Here is an 18,245-nt window from a genome sequence, read left to right as displayed (position 1 = left end):
TCTCCCTCACGCCAGCGACCAGCGCTCGATGGCGCGCATGCCGTCCAGCGCCATGTCGCCACCGATGGTGGGCGAAGTGACCACGTCGTTGCCCATGCCCATGATGTGGTTCATGAACATCGGCACCACGGTGGAACCCTCGTCGCGCAGCATCGCCTGCATGTCCCAGTAGATGGCCTTGCGCCGGGCTTCATCGAGCTCGGAGCGCGCCTGCAGCAGCAGCTTGTCGAAGCGCTCGTTGTTCCACTGGGTGTCGCCCCAGGACGCGCCGCTGGCGTAGATCTGGCTGAAGATCCAGTCCGGGGTCGCGCGGCCGGTCCAGTAGCACATGCACATCGGCTTCTTCGCCCAGACGTTGATCCAGTAGCCGTCGTTGGACTCGCGCACCACCTTGAGGTTGATGCCGGCCTTGCGCGCGCTTTCCTCGAACAGCACGCCGGCATCCACCGCCCCTGCGAAGGCTGCGTCGGCGGCGCTGATGCTGATGTCCAGGCTGTCCATGCCGGCCTGCTTGAGGTAATAGCGCGCCTTGTCCGGGTCGTACTGGCGCTGCGGCAGCTCGCTGTTGAAGTACTTCTGCTGGCGGCCGATGGGATGGTCGTTGCCGACGCTGCCGTGGCCGCGCAGCAGGGATTTCACCCACTGGTCGCGGTCCACCGCGTGCTTGAGCGCCAGGCGCACGTTGTTGTCCTGGAACGGGCTGACCTGGGCGATCATCGGCATGGTCGCGTGGTTCAGGCCGGTGACCTCGGCGATGCGCACCTTGTTGCTGCGCTGCAGCAGCGACAGGGTCTTGATCTCCACGCGGTTGATGACGTTGACCTTGCCGGTGAGCAGCGCGTTCTGCCGCGCCACCGAGTCGGCGATGGCGATCAGCTCTGCCTCTTCGACGTGCGCCCGGCCGGGCTTCCAGTAGTTGGGGTTGCGCACCACGTAGGCACGCACGCCGGGGTTGTATTCCTTGAGCATGTAGCCGCCGGTGCCCACGCCGGAGCGCCAATCGACCTGGCCGTCGGCGCCGCGCGGCAGGATGCCCAGGTGGTAGTCGCTCATCAGCACCGGGAAGTCGGCGTTGCCGCCCTTGAGGGTGACGCGCACGGTGGAGTCATCGACCGCCTTCACCTCGTCGATCTGCGAGACGATGGACTTGGACAGCGACTTGGAGCCGTCCTTGCGGTGGTAGTCGAGGGTGGCCACCACGTCGTCGGCGACGAAGGCCTTGCCGTTGTGGAACTGCACGCCGCTGCGCAGCTTGAAGGTCCAGACCTTGGCGTCCGGCGAGGACTCCCAGGACTCGGCCAGCTCGGGAATGGCGTTGCCGCTGCTGTCGATCTCCACCAGGTTGCCGCGCAGCGCCTGGCTGAGCAGCATCATGAAATCGTCTTCGGCCAGGCCCGGATCGAGGCTGTCGGTGGTCGATGCGCCGGCCAGGCCGAACACCAGCCGCCCGCCCTTCTTCGGCTCGGCGAACGCCGGCAGCGGCAGGCCGCCGAGCAGCACGCCGGCCCACAACAGCCCCATCGTGCCCTTCACCAGGTCACGGCGTGTTACTCCGCCGACCTGCTCCCCAGGTTGCTTTTCCTTCATCGCGCACCTCGCAAGACACTTGAGTTTTGTACGACCGTACAGGCGTCAGACGAAGTTGCACCTGTGGTCTTCTGATAATTGTTATTGCCTCAATGCGGCTGGCCGTGAAGTTCTCTACCGGAACCAGTCTGGACAGTTGTACAAATTAATATCAGCAAGCATTCTGACCTGCAAGATATTTCTGTACAGTCGTACAGAAGATTCGCGACAAACCCTGCTGGCCGGCGAAATCGGCTATGGTCGTGGCTTCTTCCGCCAGCGCCGAGATACCGCCCCATGCGCATTGTCATTCCCGACGACTACCAGCAGGTGATCGCCACGCTCGACTGCTTCGAGCGCCTGGCCGGGCACCAGGTCACCCTCCTCCACGATCTGCAGCCGGCAACCCGGGACGAACTGGCTGCGCGCTTCGCCGACGCCGACGCCCTGGTGCTCACCCGCGAGCGCACACGCATCGATGCGGCGCTGCTCGACCGCCTGCCGAACCTCAAGTTGATCAGCCAGACCGGCAAGGTCTCCAGTCACCTCGACCTGCAGGCCTGCACCGAGCGCGGCGTGGTGGTCACCGAAGGCCGCGGCTCGCCGGTGGCGCCCACCGAGCTGGCCTGGACGCTGATCCTCAATGCACGCCGGCTTCTGGTGCCGGCCATCGAGGCGTTCAGGCAGGGGCAGTGGCAGGTCAACCTGGGCCGTGCGCTGGCCGGGCAGACCCTGGGCATCTGGGGCTACGGCAAGATCGGCCAGCGCCTGGCGCGCTACGCCACGGCCTTCGACATGCCGGTGCTGGTCTGGGGCAGCGAGAACAGCCGTGCGGCGGCCGAGGCCGATGGGCACCGCGCCGCCGCGTCGCGGGAAGCGTTCTTCGCCGAGGCGGATATCCTCAGCCTCAACCTGCGCCTGTCCGATGCCACGCGGCATCTGGTCAGCTTCGAAGACCTCAGCCGGATGAAGCCCGACGCCCTGCTGGTCAACGTCAGCCGCGCGGAATTGATCGCCCCCGGTGCGCTGCTGCAGGCGATAGATGCCGGGCGACCGGGACAAGCGGCGCTGGACGTGTTCGAAACCGAGCCGCTGCTCGATCCCGCCGATCCCCTGCTCAACCACCCGCGCATCCTCTGCTCCCCGCACCTGGGCTATGTGGAGAAGAACGGCTACGAGCTGTACTTCGGCGATGCCTTCGACAACCTGCTGGCGTTCTTCGACGGCCAGCCGAAGAACGTCGCCAATCCGCAGGCGCTGGAACGCTGATTGCCGCGCGGGATCGTGCCCTGCCCCGCCTGGCGCTGGCCGGCGGAAATGCCGTTTCACAGCTTGGCGGGATGCAGCATCCAGAATGGCGCCCTGGCGCATGACGGTGGCCGCCGCCCTCTTTAGCGTGCGCTCTGCACACAGAAGAGGACTTCAGCATGGATCAACCCCTTTCCCAGCGTGTCGTAGCCATTACCGGCGCCTTCGGCAACCTCGGCCAGGTGCTGGCGGAAATGGCCGCCAGCCAGGGCGCACGCCTGGTCCTGATCGACCACGCCAGCTCCGAACGGCACAGCTCAGCGGACTGCCTGCTGCTCCCGGATACCGACCTGACGTCCAGCACGGCCTGCCAGGCTGTGGCCGCACGCATCGAAGAACACTTCGGTCGGCTCGATGCGCTGGTCAACGTCGCGGGCGGCTTTGCCTGGGAGCCGGTGCAGGGTGGCGATGTCGAGACCTGGGATCGGCTTTATGCCCTCAACCTGCGCACCGCGCTGCTTACCACCCAGGCGCTGCTGCCATTGATCCGTCGCTCGGATGCTGGGCGCATCGTCAACCTCGGCGCCGGGGCGGCAGCCAAGGCAGGCCTCGGCATGGGCGCTTACGCCGCCTCGAAGGCCGGCGTGATGCGCCTGACCGAAAGCCTCGCCGAAGAGCTCAAGGACCAGGGCGTGACCGTCAACGCCGTGCTGCCGAGCATCATCGATACACCGCAGAACCGCGCGGCCATGCCTGAAGCTCCATTCGACCGCTGGGTGACCCCGCAGCAACTCGCCGCGGTGATCCTGTTCCTGCTGTCCGACGCGGCCTGCGCGATAAGCGGCGCCGCCATCCCGGTCAGCGGCAGGGTCTGATCGCACCGACCGGCGCCACTCGCCAGGGTGGCGCTCGCGTTGCTAGATTGCGCTTCCCATAACGACAACCGGACCACCGGACTCCCTTGCCCCTATGCGCCCCGCCACTGCCAGCGCCGCCTTCATCAACCACGTTCTGGACACAGCCGAGCAGTACGGCTGCGACGCTGACCTGCTGCTGCGCGAGATCGGCCTGCCGCGCGAGCGCCTGGCCGACCCGATCCTGCGCATCCCCATGCAGCAGTTGCGCGCCCTGCTGGAACTGGCGGCGCGCATGAGCGGCCTGCCGCATTTCGGCCTGCTGGTGGGCACTGGCGTGCGTCCGGGAACCTACGGCGTGCTCGGCTACGTGCAGATGACCAGCGCCACCCTGGGCGAGTCGATGAGCATGATCCGGCGCTTCGGCAAGATCGTCTTCGACAGTCCGTCCAGCCAGACGCATATCACCTTCGAGCAGGGCCAGGTGGTCCTAGAGGATCGCCGCATCACCGAACTGGAGCCCTACAGCGCTCTCCTGCAGGAAGCCGTGCTGGCCGGCTGGCTGGCCTTCGGCCGCTGGCTGATCGGTAGCAGCGCACCGGCCACGGCGGTGCAGATGATGCACCCGGCCCAGGGCGACCCGGCGCTCTACGAACGCTTCTTCGGCTGTGCGGTGCAGTTCGGCGCCAGGCGCAACGCGCTGGTCTTCCCCGAGGCGATGCTCACCGCACGCATCCAGGGCGCCGACCCGCGCACCCACAAGAGCCTGCTGCTGGAGGCGGATCTGCAACTGGGCCGCTCCTACGCGCCGCTGTCGGTGATCGGCCGCGTGCGCGCGCTGCTGGTGGAGCACATGCCCGGCGGCGAAGTGAGCCTGGAGGGACTGGCCAGCGAGCTGGCCATGTCGCCGCGTACCCTGCAGCGCAAGCTGGCCGCCGAGGGCGAGAGCTTTTCCCAGGTGCTGGAAACCATGCGCATGGAACTGGCTGACCACTATCTGCGGCGCACCGACTCCAGCGTCATGGAAATCGCCCTGCTGCTCGGCTTCTCCCAGGCCAGCGCCTTCAGCCATGCCTTCCGCCAGGCGCGCGGCATCTCCCCGGCGGATTTCCGCAAGACGCTGCGCATTCACTGACCTCGTTTTCCCTCAACCTTCCCATCGGCGGATAACCGCAAGCGGTTATTCGCCCTACGCGTGTATCAGCCTCGGTGGGCGCCGATCCGGTCCCGTAGGGCGCATAACGCCAACGGCGTTATCCGCCGCCTCGCTGACATACGACGCCTATGCCGCGTCATCACTGCCCCTGATACAACGCCGATTGACGTCAGCCGACATGCGCTCTGGCGCCCTGCATCACGCCCGATTCGCGGCACCGCGTTAGCCTCCTCGCATCATAAGAAGGAGGCAGAACATGCCCAACATGATCGTCTATGCCGTACCGGCATTCCTTGTGCTGCTGCTGGTGGAACTGCTCTGGAGCTTCTGGCGCAAGCGCCAGACCTTCGCCCTCTCCGACAGCCTGTCGAGCGCGTCCCTGGGCCTCAGCGGGCAGGTCATCAACCTGTTCGTGCGCGCCATGAACTTCGGCATCTACCTGCTGGCCTACCAGTACCTGGCGCTGTTCGACCTTTCCACCTCGCACTGGTGGGTCTGGGTCATCGGCCTGCTCGGCTACGATTTCTGCTACTACTGGCACCACCGCATGGGCCACGAGGTCAATCTGGTCTGGGCGTCCCACGTGGTGCACCACTCCAGCGAGGAGTTCAACTACTCCACCGCGCTGCGCCAGACCAGCACCGGCTTTCTGACCAACTGGTTCTTCTACTGGCCGCTGGCGCTGATCGGCATTCCGCCGACCGTGTTCATCGTCGCCGGCGCGGTGATCCTCGGCTACCAGTTCTGGATTCACACCCGCCATATCGGCCGCCTCGGCTGGTTCGACTACTGCTTCGCCTCGCCCTCCAACCACCGCGTGCACCACGGCCAGAACGAGTATTGCGTGGACAGGAACTACGGCGGCGTGCTGATGCTCTGGGACCACCTGTTCGGCACCTTCGCCAAGGAGCGCCCGGCCGCCGAAGAACCGATCATCTACGGCATCCATGGCCAGCTGAAGACCTTCGATCCGCTCAAGGCCAACTTCCACAAGTACCGCGACCTGCTGGCCGATGCGCGGCTGGCGGACAGCTGGGGCGACCGCCTCCGCGTCTGGTTCGCCCGCCCCGGCTGGCGCCCTGCCGCCGCCTTGCGGCTGGACCCGAAGCCGCCCCACGACATCACCCAGTTCCGCATCTACCGCCCGCGCATCTCCACCGCCACGGCCTTCTACTGCCTGCTGCAGATGCTCCTGCTGATGGTGCTGGGCATGGGCTTCCTGGCCTTCGCCTACCAGCTGCCGCTGGCAGGCAAGATCGTCGGCGCGATCTGGATCATCGCCTCGCTCTGGGTCCTTGGTCGCAGCCTGGAGAACGCGCCGGGCAACGGTCGCTGGCAACTGCTGTGGCTGGGTTCGCTGGCGGTTCCGGCAGCCGTCGCCCACCTGCAATGGGGCCTGCCGGTGGCCTGGGCGGTGGCGCTGTTCTGCGCCGCGACCCTGGGCCTGCTCGGCATGCTGCTGCGCTCGCTGCGCCAGCCACAGCCGCTGGAGGCCTGAGATGAATGCCAGCGTGATCTGCGAACTGCTGCTGAGCGCCGCCTGCCTGTGGGCCGCGGCCGACAGCCTGCGCCACGGCCAGTTCTGCCGCCTGGCCGGCTTCGTGCTGATCGCCTGCACCGCCCTGCTCGGCGCGCTGGTCTACGGCGGCGTCGAGACGGCGCGGCCGGCGCACCAGTGGCTGACCGGCGTGTCCGGGCGCATCAGCCTGCTGCTGATTGCCGTCGGCAGCCTGCACGGTTTCTCCCGCCATCTGCTGCTGGCCGTACTGGGCGCGCTGATGCTCTGGCTGCCGCAACAGGCCGCGCTGGTCGGCAACCTGCTGGCCGTGATCGCCATTGCCTGGCCGGGGCGCTCCGGGCGCTGGCCACTGGCGCTCGGCGGCGCACTGCTGTTCGTCCTCGCGGGGCTCGGCATCGCCGGCCCCGGCCAGTGGCTGGGCGTGCCGCGCGTGGACCTCTATCACCTGACCCTGGCGCTGGCGGCGCTGTGCTGGGCCCACGCCCGGCTGCAAGGCACCCGCTGGCAACTCCGTTCACCCACGCCGCTCGCTCGCTGAAAGGCGAGCGATCACACCCCAGGAGAATTCACCACCGCTTCACCTTCCATCCAGCGTTTCACCCTCCGCCTGCGTTGCCAACAGGGCGTCCCCAAGCGCCCGGCTAATGACAAACACAATAAGAATCCGTCGTTGGAGTAGCCTCACATGACCACCAGCACCCGCAAGCGTCGCTTGCAGACCGGGTCCGCCATTGCCTGCGTACTTCCCTTCATGCTCAGCGGCCAGTCGAAGGCCGTCGAGTTCAGCTTCCTCGACAACCAGCTCAGCGGCTCGCTGGACACCACGGTGTCCTACGGCGCGTTGTGGCGCGTGCAAGGTCAGGACAAGACCAACAACGACGTCAACAGCAACGACGGCAACCGCAACTTCAGCCCGGGGCTGGCCTCGGAGGTTTACAAGATCACCTCGGACCTGGAGGCGACCTACCAGAACTACGGCCTGTTCATGCGCGGCTCGGCGTTCTACGACACGCAGATCATGGACAAGCGCAACGACTACTACGACCACAACGATCCGCCGCAGCCGTCGCAGAGCTACCCGCACAACGACCACTTCACCGACGCCACCCGCGACACCGCCGGCCACCGCGCGGAAATCCTCGACGCCTACCTCTACGGCAACTGGGACGTCGCCGAGCACCCGCTGAGCGCGCGCCTGGGTCGCCAGGTATTCAACTGGGGCGAAGGCGTGTTCTACCGCGGCGGGGTGAATACCACCAACCCGGTGGACGCCGCCAAGTTCCGCCTGCCCGGCTCCGAGCTGAAGGAAGTGCTGATGCCGGTGGAGGCGGTCAGCTTCAACCTCGGCCTGACCGACAATCTGTCGATGGATGCCTTCTACCAGTGGAACTGGAAGGAAACCCGGCTCGATCCGGCGGGCACCTTCTTCTCCGAGACCGACCTCTTCGCCGACGGCGGCAACACCGGCTACACGCGGGTCCGGGCGCTGTCCGACCCGACCTTCCAGAGCCTCTACCCGATGCTCTCGGCCAGCCACTTCGCCGGCCTGCAGGGCACCGACTACCTGGACTCCAACGGCTACTTCAAGGTGTCGCACATCGGCCAGGACATCAACGCGAAGAACGACGGCCAGTTCGGCGTGGCCTTCCACTACATCGCCGAGCAGCTCAACTCCACCGAATTCGGCTTCTACTTCGTCAACTACCACGCCAAGGACCCGGTGATCTATGCCGACCTGAACAAGAGCTACGCCGGACTGGACATGGACCAGTTGGCCCGGCTGGTCGGTTCGTCGTCCTACGACGCGCTGATGCAGAGTGGTGGGCAGATGCTCGGGCTGGTCAACGCCGCCGCGGCGGTGGACATGGCCAACCAGGCCACCGCGCGCCGCGAGTACGTCGAGAACATCCGCATGTACGGCCTGAGCTTCAACACCACCCTGGGCGATGCCTCGGTGTTCGGCGAGATCGCCTACCGGCCCAACCTGCCCATCGGCGTCGCCACCACCAACGACCTGCTCGGCGACATGCTCGCCCAGGCCGGCAAGATCGCCGATGGGCAGAAGGTCAACGTCGGCGGGCAGATGGTCGGCCTCGGCGGTGCGGTGCACGACTACGAGCGCGTGGAGTCCTTCAACAGCTCGCTGGGGACCATCTACAACTTCGGCCCGTCCCTGAGCTTCGACTCGTTCATGGGCGTCTTCGAGGTCGCCGCCGAGCAGCTGCGCGGCAGCAGCCTGCAATACACCGCTTACGACGGCAGCACACGCTACTACTCCGGGCGCAGCAACGGCGCCTACGTCTCCGGCTTCGACCGCAGCGACCAGGTGAACCGCAACGCCTACGGCGCCACCCTGCTGCTGACCGGCACCTGGAACGACGTGTTCGCCGGGGTCAACCTCTCGCCCTACGCCGTCTACAAGGACGACTTCAGCGGCAACTCGCAGCAGGCCGGCAACTTCATCGCCGGGCGCAAGGCCTACACCCTGGGGCTCAAGGCCACCTACCTGAACAGCCTGGAAGCCGAACTGCAGTACACCGAGTTCTACGGCGCCGGGCAGGAAAACGCCGCCCGCGACCGCGACAACGTCGGCTTCAACGTCAAGTACTCCTTCTGATGCGGAGAACCACCATGGGCAACATCCGTACCCTGATCGGCGCCGCTGTCGCGCTGACCCTGTCCGCCAGCGCGCTGGCGGCGGTTTCCCCGCAGGACGCGGCCAGATTGCAATCCACCCTCACCCCGCTGGGTGCGGAAAAGGCCGGCAACGCCGCCGGCACCATCCCCGCCTGGACCGGTGGCATCACCCAGGCGCCGGCCGGCTTCAAGCCCGGCCAGCACCCCATCGACCCCTACGCTGCCGACAAGCCGCTGTTCACCATCACCAAGGCCAACCTGGAGCAGTACAAGGCCAACCTGACGCCGGGACAGCTGGCGATGTTCAGCAACTACCCGGACACCTTCCAGATCCCGGTCTACCCGACCCGCCGCAGCGGCTCGGCGCCGCAGTGGGTGTATGACAACACCCTGAAGAACGCCACCAGCGCCAAACTGGCGGAGAACGGCAACGGCTTCGTCGATGCCTTCGGCGGCATTCCCTTCCCGATTCCGCAGAGCGGCGTAGAGGCGGTGTGGAACCACATCGCGCGCTACCGCGGCACCTACATCGTGCGCCGCGCCGCCGAGGCCGCCGTGCAGCGCAACGGCGACTACTCGCCGGTGGTCACCCAGCAGGAAGCACTGTTCAAGTACTACCAGCCCGGTGGCAACTTCGCAGACCTGGGCAATCGCATGTTCTACTTCCTCGCCTTCACCAAGAGCCCGGCGCGCCTGGCCGGCAGCGCGGCGCTGGTGCACGAGACCCTCGACCAGGTGAAGGAGCCGCGCCAGGCCTGGGCCTACAACGCCGGCCAGCGCCGCGTGCGGCGCGCGCCGAGCCTGGCCTACGACACCCCCATCGCCTCCTCCGACGGCCTGCGCACCGCCGATGACACCGACATGTACAACGGCGCGCCGGATCGCTACGACTGGAAGCTGCTCGGCAAGAAGGAGATCTACATCCCCTACAACAACTTCCGCCTGGCCGGCGGCGAGCTGAAGTACAAGGACCTGCTCACGCCCAACCACCTCAACCCGCAATACACGCGCTACGAGCTGCACCGCGTATGGGTGGTGGAAGGCACGTTGAAGCCGGGCGCGCGGCACATCTACTCCAAGCGCGTGCTGTTCCTTGACGAGGACAGCTGGGGCGCCGCCGAAGTCGACCAGTACGACGGCCGCGGCGAGCTGTGGCGCGTCTCCATGGCTTACCTGCGCAGCTACTACGAACTACCCACCACCTGGACCTCCGTCGACGTCTTCCACGACCTGCAGGCGCGCCGCTACGTGGCGATGAACCTGGACAACGAGGAACCGGCAAGCATCGACTTCGGCCAGGCCATCCCCGACGGCGAGTATTTCAGCCCCTCGGCGCTGCGCCGTCGCGGTACCCGCTGATAGCCCCTGCTCCCCGGCAGCCATTGCCGGGGAGCCCATCCTTGAGTGAATGAGAGAGCACCATGTCCCGCGCCGCCCTGACCCTGAAGTACTTCGCGATCTACCTGATGCTGCTGGGCATCGCCCTGGTGCTGTTGCCCAACCTGCTGCTGACGCTGTTCGGCATGGCGCCGACGGCGGAGGTCTGGGTGCGGGTGGTCGGCGTGCTGGCCTTCAACATCGGCCTGTACTACTGGTTCGCCGCGCGGGCCGAGTGCCGCGAGCTGTTCGTGGCCTCGGTGTATACGCGGGCCATCGTGCTGGCGAGCTTCGCTGCCTTTGCCGCGCTGAAACTGAGCGAGCCGGTGTTGGTGCTGTTCGGTGCCGTGGACTTCTGCGGCGGCCTCTGGACCCTGCACGCCCTGCGCAAGGACAGGGCGAGCTGAGCGCTGCCCCTCAGCCGGCTTCCACCTGAGCGGCCAGCCACTGGAGAAACTCGGCAAAGCCGCTCGCGCCCTTGACCCGCTGCGGATACACCAGGGTGTAGCGCGCGCCGGTGGTGATACAGCCGTCATGCACCCGCACCAGTTGCCCACCCAGCAGTTCGTGGCGGGCGATCACTGCATCCACCAGCGCCACGCCCTGGCCATGCAGCGCCGCGACGATGGCGGACTCCAGCGTGTCGAAGGTCAGGTGCGCATTGCCGCCGGCCAGCGAATCCGGGTACAGCTCCTCCCAACGCCGCCAGTCCACGCGGTCCAGGCTGCCGTCCACCAGCCGCGCGTTGCGCAGCACGTCGGCGCCGCTGGAGCCGGCCAGCAGGCCCGGCGCGCAGACCGGAATCAGTTCCTCTTCCCACAGCTCCAGTGCGGCGAAATCCGGCCAGGTCGCGGTGCCGTAGGTGATCATCCCGTCGAGGGCATCGAAGGCAAAATCCGGGAAGCGCTCGTAGGCGGTGTCGACGCTGACGCTCACTTCCGGATGCTCGCGGTAGAACTCGCTCAGGCGCGGGATCAGCCAGCGCGTGGCCATGGTCGGGTGTGCCCGCAGGCTGACGCTGCGCCCGACGCTGGCAAGCATCTGCGAGGCATCGGAAAGCAGACCGATGACCTGCTCCGCCACCGGGATCAGCGAGGCGCCCTCGGCGGTCAGCACGATGCGCCGCGTGTGGCGTTCGAACAGGCGATTGTCCAGGCACCTTTCCAGCTGCGCCACCTGGCGGCTCACCGCGCTCTGGCTCAGGTGCAGCTGCTCCCCCGCCTTGCCGAAATTGCCGGTTTTCGCAACCGTCAGGAACGCCTGCAACAGCTCGATGGAGGGCAACTGGCGGGTCATCTTTCTATGCATTCCTCACATGGGATAAATGCCGAGACGTCACTTATCTTCCGCCCCCGGCGGGCTCACTCTGGACGCAGCCACGACGCACGACGCTGCGTCCCCACAATCTAGCGGGCCACGCCATGAACAGTCCAGAAACGGCATTGCACAAGACATTGCACGCGTCCTCGCACAACGCGGTGAACGCCGACCATGGTCGCCTGCCGGCGCAGGTCGACGTGGCGATCATCGGTGGCGGGCTGATGGGCTGCTCCACCGCCTACTACCTGGGCAAGGCCGGCGCCAGCGTGCTGCTGCTGGAAAAGAGCACCCTGGCCGGGCAGCAGTCGTCGCGGGCCTGGGGCTTCGTCCGCCAGCAATCGCGGGACGAGGCCGAAGTGCCGCTGATGCAGGCCAGCATCGGAATCTGGCGCAACCTGGAGCAAGAGCTGCAGGCGGACCTGGGCTGGCGCAATGACGGCTGCCTGTTCGTCGCCGGCAACGAGGTCGAGCGCGCCGGTTACGAAGCCTGGCTGAGCGTGGCGCGGGACTTCTCGCTGGACACCGTCATGCTCTCGCCCCGTGAGGTGGAAGCCCGCCTGCCGGGCTACGCCGTGGCGCAGCTGGGCGGCCTGTTCACCGCCAGCGACGGCCAGGCCGAACCCACCCGCGTGGCCCGCGCCTTTGCCCAGCGCGCCCGTGAACTGGGCGTGCGGATCGTCGAGCAATGCGGCGCCCGCGGCATCGACATGGCCGCCGGGCAGGTGGTGGGCGTGGACACCGAGCGCGGTTACGTGAAGGCGAAAACCGTGGTCTGCGCCGCCGGCGCCAACACCTTCCGCCTGCTGCGGCAACTGGGCATCGAGCTGCCGCAGCAACTGGTGCGCGGCACCGTGGCGCGCACCACCGCAGGGCCGGCATTGAGCGGCATTTCCACCATCGCCAACGGCGTGGGCTTCCGCCAGCGCCTGGATGGCAGCTTCAACATCGCCGACGACGCCCACGTCGATGTCGACATGACCCTCGGCCACCTGCGCGCGCTGCACTGGTACGCGCCATCGCTGTGGGCGCATCGCAAGTCGTTCCGCTTCAACCTCAACGGCGCCTGCCTGACCGACCTGAAACAGCGCCTGCCCTGGTCGGAAGCCGTGCGCCTGGGCGACGGTATCCACGTCCGCGATCCGCAAGTGCGCCCTAACCGCCGCAGCCTGGCGACTGCCCTGCATGGCCTCAAGGCGGCCTTCCCCGACCAGCGCCATTTGCAGATCGCCGACAGCTGGGCCGGCGGCATCGACGTGTTGCCCGACGGCATCCCGGTGATCGATGCGCAGACCGCGCCGGTCGGCCTGGCCGTGGCCACCGGGTTCTGCGGCCACGGCTTCGCCATGGGGCCGGTGGTGGGCAAGACCCTGGCCGACTGGATCCACACCGGCCAGCCGGGCCTGGACATGCGTCAGCTGCGCCTGTCGCGCTTCGCCGAGGGCGATGTCAAGCCGCCCTCCTCGCTGTTCTGACCAGACTCCATTGGGGAGGCATTCAGGTGAAACGACCACTCACGCCCAACACCTTCTACGATCCCGCCTCGGTGGCCGGCAAGGCGCCACCGATCACGGACGAAACCGACCTGCTGATCGTCGGTGCCGGCGCCGCCGGGTTGGCGGCAGCCCTGGCCGCCGCCGGGCGCGGCCTGCGCGTTACCCTGGTGGACGAAAACCCGGTGCCGCTGGAAACCATGGGCGAGGACGTGCCGCTGCATTTCGGCGGGCGCATGGATGCGGCGGTCGCCAACCGCAACGCCGTGCTGCAGAGCCTGCTCGATGCCCGGCCGGAAATTGCCGATGCGCTCGACGCCGGCGTCGATGTGCGACTCGGCACGGTGGTCTGGGGCCTGTTCGCCCAGCAGCCGACCCACGCCTGGATCGAGGGCACCGTCGCCGGCCTGGCCGATGAAGAGCACGCCTACCTGCTGCGCTTCCGCCAGGTGATAGTCGCCGCCGGCCGCCGCGACATGGGCCTGGCCTTCGATGGCTGGCAACGCCCCGGCGTCATGGGCGCCAGTGCGGCGTACCGGTTGGCCAGCCTGTATGACGCACTGGCCAGTGAAACCGGCGTACTGGTGGGCAGCGATACCCAGGCGCTCGCCACTGCCCTGGCGTTGATCGACAAGGGCGTGCGCATCGCGGCTGTCGTCGAACAAGCCGATGAAGCCGTCGGCGAGCCAGCCCTGCTGGAGCAACTGCTCGACCATGGCGCGGCGCTGCTCACCGGGCATGTGATCCGCGAGGCCGCCGGCAACGCTTTCGGTGTGCAACGCGTCAGCGCCGTGGCCCTGGATGCCGAGGGGCTGCCGGACGCTGGCCGCACCACGCTATTGGACTGCGACACCCTGCTGCTGGGTGTGGCCGCCATCCCCGCCATCGAACTGCTGGAAGCGGCCGGTTGCACCATGGCCTTCGACAGCGAACGCGGCGGTCATGTCGCCGTCTGCGACGGCCAGCAGCGCACCTCCCTGCACTGGCTGCTGGTGGCGGGCGACTGCGCTGGCATCTGGGCGCGCAAGAGCCTGGACGACACCATCGCCCGCCGCGAAGGCCGGATCGCCGCGCGTACCGCGCTCGCCGCGCTGGGCATTCATACCGGCGACGAAGAGCCAGCCGTGATGCCCGACGAAGCCAGTGGCGATCTCGCCGCCCGGCGCAGCGCCTGGGTCCGGTCGACCATACTGCACGCGCAGAACCAGCCCCACGTCTGCCTGTGCGAGGAAGTCACCGCCGGGGAAATCCTCGGCCACCTGCCGCCGCGCTACCTGGGCTGGACGCCCGACCCTTCGACGCCAGCCCTGCGCAAGGGCGAGCCGCATCCGGACGTCACCAAGCGCCTGACCCGCGCCTGCATGGGCCCCTGCCAGGGCCGCCGCTGCCGCGAACAGGTCGCCGGATTGCTCAGCCTGGATTCCGGGCAGGGGCTGGCCGGGATCGCCCTCGCCTCCTTCCGTCCGCCGGTGCGGCCGCTGTCGCTCAGGCAACTGGCGCAGTTCGAAGAGACCGTCGAGATGCGCGGCCGCTGGGACGCCTGGTTCGACATGCCGTCGCAGTGGACGCCGTTCTGGCTGTGCGGCGACCAGCCGACCCTGGCCCGGCGCCCGCCCCTTTCCCAACCCCGCAGCGAGGAGTGAAGCGATGAGCACAGGATCGACCCTGGGAGCCTCCGTGGTCATCGTCGGCGGCGGCGTGACCGGTCTGAGCGCCGCCTGGTGGCTGGCGCGCGAGGGCGTCGACGTGCTGGTGCTGGAGGCCGGCCTGATCGGCTGGGGCGCCTCCGGGCGCAACGGCGGCGGCTGCTCGCACCACCACAGTCCGCTGTTCCTCGAGGAGCAACGGCTCTGGCCGCGGCTCGACGAACTGCTCGGCTACCCCACCGAGTACCGCCCCGACCGCATCAGCATCGACCTCGACGAGCACCAGCTATCGCTGGACCGCAAGGTCGTCGGCGAGATCGCCCACCACGGCCTGCACGCCGACCTGCTGGACCCGCAGCAGGTGCGCGAGCTGGTGCCCTTCTGCGGCGACAACGTACTGGCCGGCTACTACTACCACTTCGGCGGCCACGCCAACCCCCATCGCACCCTGCAGGCCTATGCCTGGGCAATGCAGGATCACGGCGGGCGCCTGCTGGAAAACACCGCCGTCAGCGGCTTCCTCCGCGAAGGCTCACGGGTCACCGGCGTGCAGACCGCACTCGGGCCGATCGGCTGCGACCAGCTGGTGATCGCCGCCGGCCCGCATACCGGCGAACTGGCTGCACAACTGGGCGTGGCTATTCCGCTGGTCACCGCGCGGGCCGAGATGATCGTCACCGAACCCCTGCCGCTGCTGGCCGTGGGCGGCGTCGACGGCAACGGCCTGTACGGCCGGCAGACCCTGCGCGGCAACCTCGCCTACGGCGGCGGCCCCCACGAATGGGTCGACCTCGACGACCTGCGCGGCACGCGCCCGCAGTCGACGCCACTGCAGGGCAACATCGCCCGCCGTCTGGCCGAGCTTTTCCCGAAGATCGCCCACAAGCGCATGATCCGCAGCTGGGCCGGCTTCATCGAGAACACCCCGGACGGCCGCCCGGTGATCGATCGCCCGGCTGCACTGGACAACCTCACGGTGGCGACAATGTCCGGCGTCGGCTTCGGCCTGTCGCCGGCCAGCGGCCACGCCATCCGCGACCTGGTGCTGGACCGGGCGTGCAGCTTCACTGACCTCAGCACCTTCTCCCTGTCGCGCTTCGCCCAGCTCGAAGCCGACTGGCCAAGTATCCAGGGCTGGCTGCCGCTGCCGGCCCCGAGCGCAAACAAGAACAATCATCCAGACGCCTGAAAGAGGGATTCGCCATGAAACCACTGCTGCGCCCACTGGCCCTGTTTGCCGCCCTCGGCCTGAGCCTGAACCTGCTGCCTTTCGCCGCGCCCGTCCAGGCCAGCGAGACGCTGAGCTTCGGTGTCGCCGCCGAGCCCTACCCGCCGTTCCTGGTGAAGTCGCCGTCGGGCGAGTTCACCGGCTTCGAACCAGACCTGATCCGCGCCCTCTGCCAGCAGATGCAGGCCACCTGTGAAATCCGCGAAGTGGCCTGGGACGGCATCATCCCCGCGCTGCTGGCGAAGAAGTTCGACGTGATCTTCAACTCCATGGGCATCAGCCCGGAGCGGCAGAAGGTCATCGCCTTCTCGCGGCCCTACTACGAGGCGACCGGCATCTTCGTCGCCGCCAAGGACAGCCAGCCGGACCTCTCCCCGCAAGGCCTGGCCGGCAAGTCCATCGGCGTGCAGGGCTCGACCACCAACGCCGCGTTCATCCGCACGGCCTACGGCAGCACCTCGGACGTGCGCCTGTACAACACCCAGGACGACTGCAACGCCGATCTGGTGGCCGGGCGCATCGACGTGATGTTCCTAGACAAGCTGGGCGATGCGGTGTTCCTCAACTCCCCCGAGGGCGCGATGTTCGAGGAAAAAGGCACCGGCAGCGTGAAGATGGACCCGCTGCTCTACGGCCTGGGCGTCGGCGCCGGCCTGCGCAAGGAAGACACCGCGCTGAAGACGCGCATCGACAAGGCGCTGGACCAGCTGCATGCCTCGGGCAAGTACACGCAGATTTCCCGGCAGTACTTCGACTCCGATCTCTGGCCGAAGTAGTCCGCCCACAACCCACCACGCCCCATCCAACAATCTCCATCCAACAATCTCCATCCAACAGTCCCCATCCAACCATCCCCATCCAACAAGAATGAGAACAGGATGAACCACACCCTCTCCCGCTTCGCGGCGAGCGCCGCCTGCCTGGCCATCACCCTGGCCACCCAGGTCGCCCACGCCGACACCCTGTACATCCACGCCGGCCGCCTGCTCGACGTGCAACGCGGCAAGGTGCTGGAAGACCAGCGCATCGCCGTCGACAACCAGCGCATCGTCGCCATCGAAACCTGGAGCCCGCCGCTGGCCGGCAGCCAGGTGGTCGACTGGTCCGCGCGCACGGTGCTGCCAGGGCTGATCGACATGCACACCCACATCGCCGACTGGGACATGACCAGCAACGTCGCCGAACCGCTGCTGCATTCGCCCCAGGCCTACGCGCTGCTGGGAGCCAAGCATGCCTACCAGACGCTGCGCGCCGGCTTCACCAGCGTGCATGACGTGGGCACCTACCGCGCCTTCACCGACGTCGCCCTGCGCGATGCGATCAATGCCGGCCAGGACCTCGGCCCGCGGATGAACGTGGTCGGCGCCTACATTTCGGTGGCCGGCGGCGGTGGTGAAGTCACCGGTTTCGCGCCGGGAACGAAACTGCCCGAAGACATGCGCGTCGGCGTGTACCGCGACGCCAACGACGCCAAGCTGAAGACCCGCTACCTGTTCCAGCAGGGCGTCGACACCATCAAGATGGTCGGTACCGGCGCTGTGCTCGCCGAAGGCACCGAGCCTGGGCAGATGGAGATGACCGAGGAGGAAATGCGCGTCGTGGTGCAGGAGGCCAAGGTCCACAAGAGCTATGCCACGGTGCACGCCCACGGCAGCGACGGCATCAAGGCGGCGATCCGCGCCGGGGTGAAGTCGGTGGAGCACGCCTCGCTGATCGACGACGAAGGCATCGCCCTGGCGAAACAACACGGCACCTGGCTGGTGATGGACATCTACAACGGCGACTACATCGACAAGGTCGGCCGCGAGGAACACTGGCCCGAAGGCTACCTGCGCAAGAACCTCGAGACCACCCAGGTGCAGCGCGAAGGCTTCCGCAAGGCGGTGAAGGCCGGGGTGAAGGTCGCCTTCGGCACCGACGCCGGCGTCTATCCCCACGGCCAGAACGCCCGGCAGTTCGCCTACATGGTCAAGTACGGGATGACGCCGATGCAGGCCATCCAGGCCGCCACGGTGGTCGCCGCCGAGCTGCTGAACTGGCAGCAGGACGTGGGCGCCGTGGAGGTTGGCCGCTACGCCGACCTGATCGCCGTGGACGGCGACCCGCTGGCGGACATCGCCCTGCTGGAGAAAACTCCGCAGGTGATGAAGGGCGGCAAGCTGGTGCCCGCCGACCTGCTGCCCGTCGACTAGCGGCGGCCGTCC

General features: G+C 67.5%; 15 protein-coding genes. 13 read left to right on the top strand and 2 right to left on the bottom strand.

From position 1 onward, the window contains the following. Window positions 1–6: 6 nt before the first annotated feature. Window positions 7–1,587 carry an ABC transporter substrate-binding protein gene (locus tag HNP46_RS18585; RefSeq protein ID WP_184591775.1) on the bottom strand — a complete coding sequence of 527 codons (1,581 nt, stop codon included), beginning with the start codon at window positions 1,585–1,587 and terminating at the stop codon, window positions 7–9. Window positions 1,588–1,863: 276 nt separating this feature from the next. Here HNP46_RS18585 and HNP46_RS18580 point away from each other — a divergent pair, with 276 nt between their 5' ends. The 8 genes from HNP46_RS18580 to HNP46_RS18545 all read left to right on the top strand — a co-directional run bounded on the left by HNP46_RS18580 (window position 1,864) and on the right by HNP46_RS18545 (window position 10,764). After that, window positions 1,864–2,835, top strand: a complete 972-nt coding sequence (locus tag HNP46_RS18580) for a D-2-hydroxyacid dehydrogenase family protein (protein ID WP_184591773.1) — start codon at window positions 1,864–1,866, stop codon at window positions 2,833–2,835. Window positions 2,836–2,993: 158 nt separating this feature from the next. After that, window positions 2,994–3,689, top strand: a complete 696-nt coding sequence (locus tag HNP46_RS18575; RefSeq protein ID WP_184591771.1) for an SDR family oxidoreductase — start codon at window positions 2,994–2,996, stop codon at window positions 3,687–3,689. A 94-nt stretch (window positions 3,690–3,783) separates the two neighbouring features. Beyond that, complete coding sequence (locus tag HNP46_RS18570; RefSeq protein WP_184591769.1) at window positions 3,784–4,803, top strand: AraC family transcriptional regulator; 1,020 nt, start codon at window positions 3,784–3,786, stop codon at window positions 4,801–4,803. Between the two features lie 277 nt (window positions 4,804–5,080). Continuing rightward, window positions 5,081–6,322 carry a sterol desaturase family protein gene (locus HNP46_RS18565; RefSeq protein ID WP_184591767.1) on the top strand — a complete coding sequence of 414 codons (1,242 nt, stop codon included), beginning with the start codon at window positions 5,081–5,083 and terminating at the stop codon, window positions 6,320–6,322. A gap of 1 nt (window position 6,323) precedes the next feature. After that, window positions 6,324–6,881: a hypothetical protein gene (locus HNP46_RS18560; RefSeq protein ID WP_184591765.1), complete on the top strand. Its 558-nt coding sequence runs from the start codon at window positions 6,324–6,326 to the stop codon at window positions 6,879–6,881. 147 nt (window positions 6,882–7,028) lie between these two features. Next, window positions 7,029–8,960 carry a DUF1302 domain-containing protein gene (locus HNP46_RS18555; RefSeq protein WP_184591763.1) on the top strand — a complete coding sequence of 644 codons (1,932 nt, stop codon included), beginning with the start codon at window positions 7,029–7,031 and terminating at the stop codon, window positions 8,958–8,960. A 14-nt stretch (window positions 8,961–8,974) separates the two neighbouring features. Next, on the top strand, window positions 8,975–10,339 hold the full coding sequence (locus tag HNP46_RS18550) for a DUF1329 domain-containing protein (RefSeq protein ID WP_184591761.1): 1,365 nt from the start codon (window positions 8,975–8,977) through the stop codon (window positions 10,337–10,339). A 62-nt stretch (window positions 10,340–10,401) separates the two neighbouring features. After that, the gene (locus tag HNP46_RS18545) at window positions 10,402–10,764 is read left to right on the top strand and encodes a hypothetical protein (protein ID WP_184591759.1); all 363 of its coding nucleotides are present in this window, start codon (window positions 10,402–10,404) and stop codon (window positions 10,762–10,764) included. Between the two features lie 10 nt (window positions 10,765–10,774). On the opposite strand, the gene HNP46_RS18540 is transcribed toward HNP46_RS18545, so the two are convergent. After that, on the bottom strand, window positions 10,775–11,653 hold the full coding sequence (locus HNP46_RS18540) for a LysR substrate-binding domain-containing protein (protein ID WP_184591757.1): 879 nt from the start codon (window positions 11,651–11,653) through the stop codon (window positions 10,775–10,777). 125 nt (window positions 11,654–11,778) lie between these two features. Here HNP46_RS18540 and HNP46_RS18535 point away from each other — a divergent pair, with 125 nt between their 5' ends. From HNP46_RS18535 to HNP46_RS18515, 5 genes are all read left to right on the top strand, one after another. Next, on the top strand, window positions 11,779–13,149 hold the full coding sequence (locus HNP46_RS18535) for an NAD(P)/FAD-dependent oxidoreductase (RefSeq protein WP_184591755.1): 1,371 nt from the start codon (window positions 11,779–11,781) through the stop codon (window positions 13,147–13,149). 26 nt (window positions 13,150–13,175) lie between these two features. Further along, the gene (locus HNP46_RS18530; RefSeq protein WP_184591752.1) at window positions 13,176–14,810 is read left to right on the top strand and encodes an FAD-dependent oxidoreductase; all 1,635 of its coding nucleotides are present in this window, start codon (window positions 13,176–13,178) and stop codon (window positions 14,808–14,810) included. A gap of 4 nt (window positions 14,811–14,814) precedes the next feature. After that, window positions 14,815–16,002, top strand: a complete 1,188-nt coding sequence (locus HNP46_RS18525) for an NAD(P)/FAD-dependent oxidoreductase (RefSeq protein WP_184591743.1) — start codon at window positions 14,815–14,817, stop codon at window positions 16,000–16,002. 14 nt (window positions 16,003–16,016) lie between these two features. Then, a complete protein-coding gene (locus HNP46_RS18520) occupies window positions 16,017–16,817 on the top strand; it encodes a transporter substrate-binding domain-containing protein (RefSeq protein ID WP_184591741.1) in 801 nt (266 codons plus the stop codon). Between the two features lie 102 nt (window positions 16,818–16,919). After that, a complete protein-coding gene (locus HNP46_RS18515) occupies window positions 16,920–18,233 on the top strand; it encodes a metal-dependent hydrolase family protein (protein WP_184591736.1) in 1,314 nt (437 codons plus the stop codon). The last annotated feature ends 12 nt before the right edge of the window (window positions 18,234–18,245 follow it).

The organism is Pseudomonas nitroreducens (genome assembly GCF_014204515.1).
Lineage (GTDB): Bacteria > Pseudomonadota > Gammaproteobacteria > Pseudomonadales > Pseudomonadaceae > Pseudomonas > Pseudomonas nitritireducens_A.
This window is presented reverse-complemented; position numbering and strand designations above follow the sequence as displayed.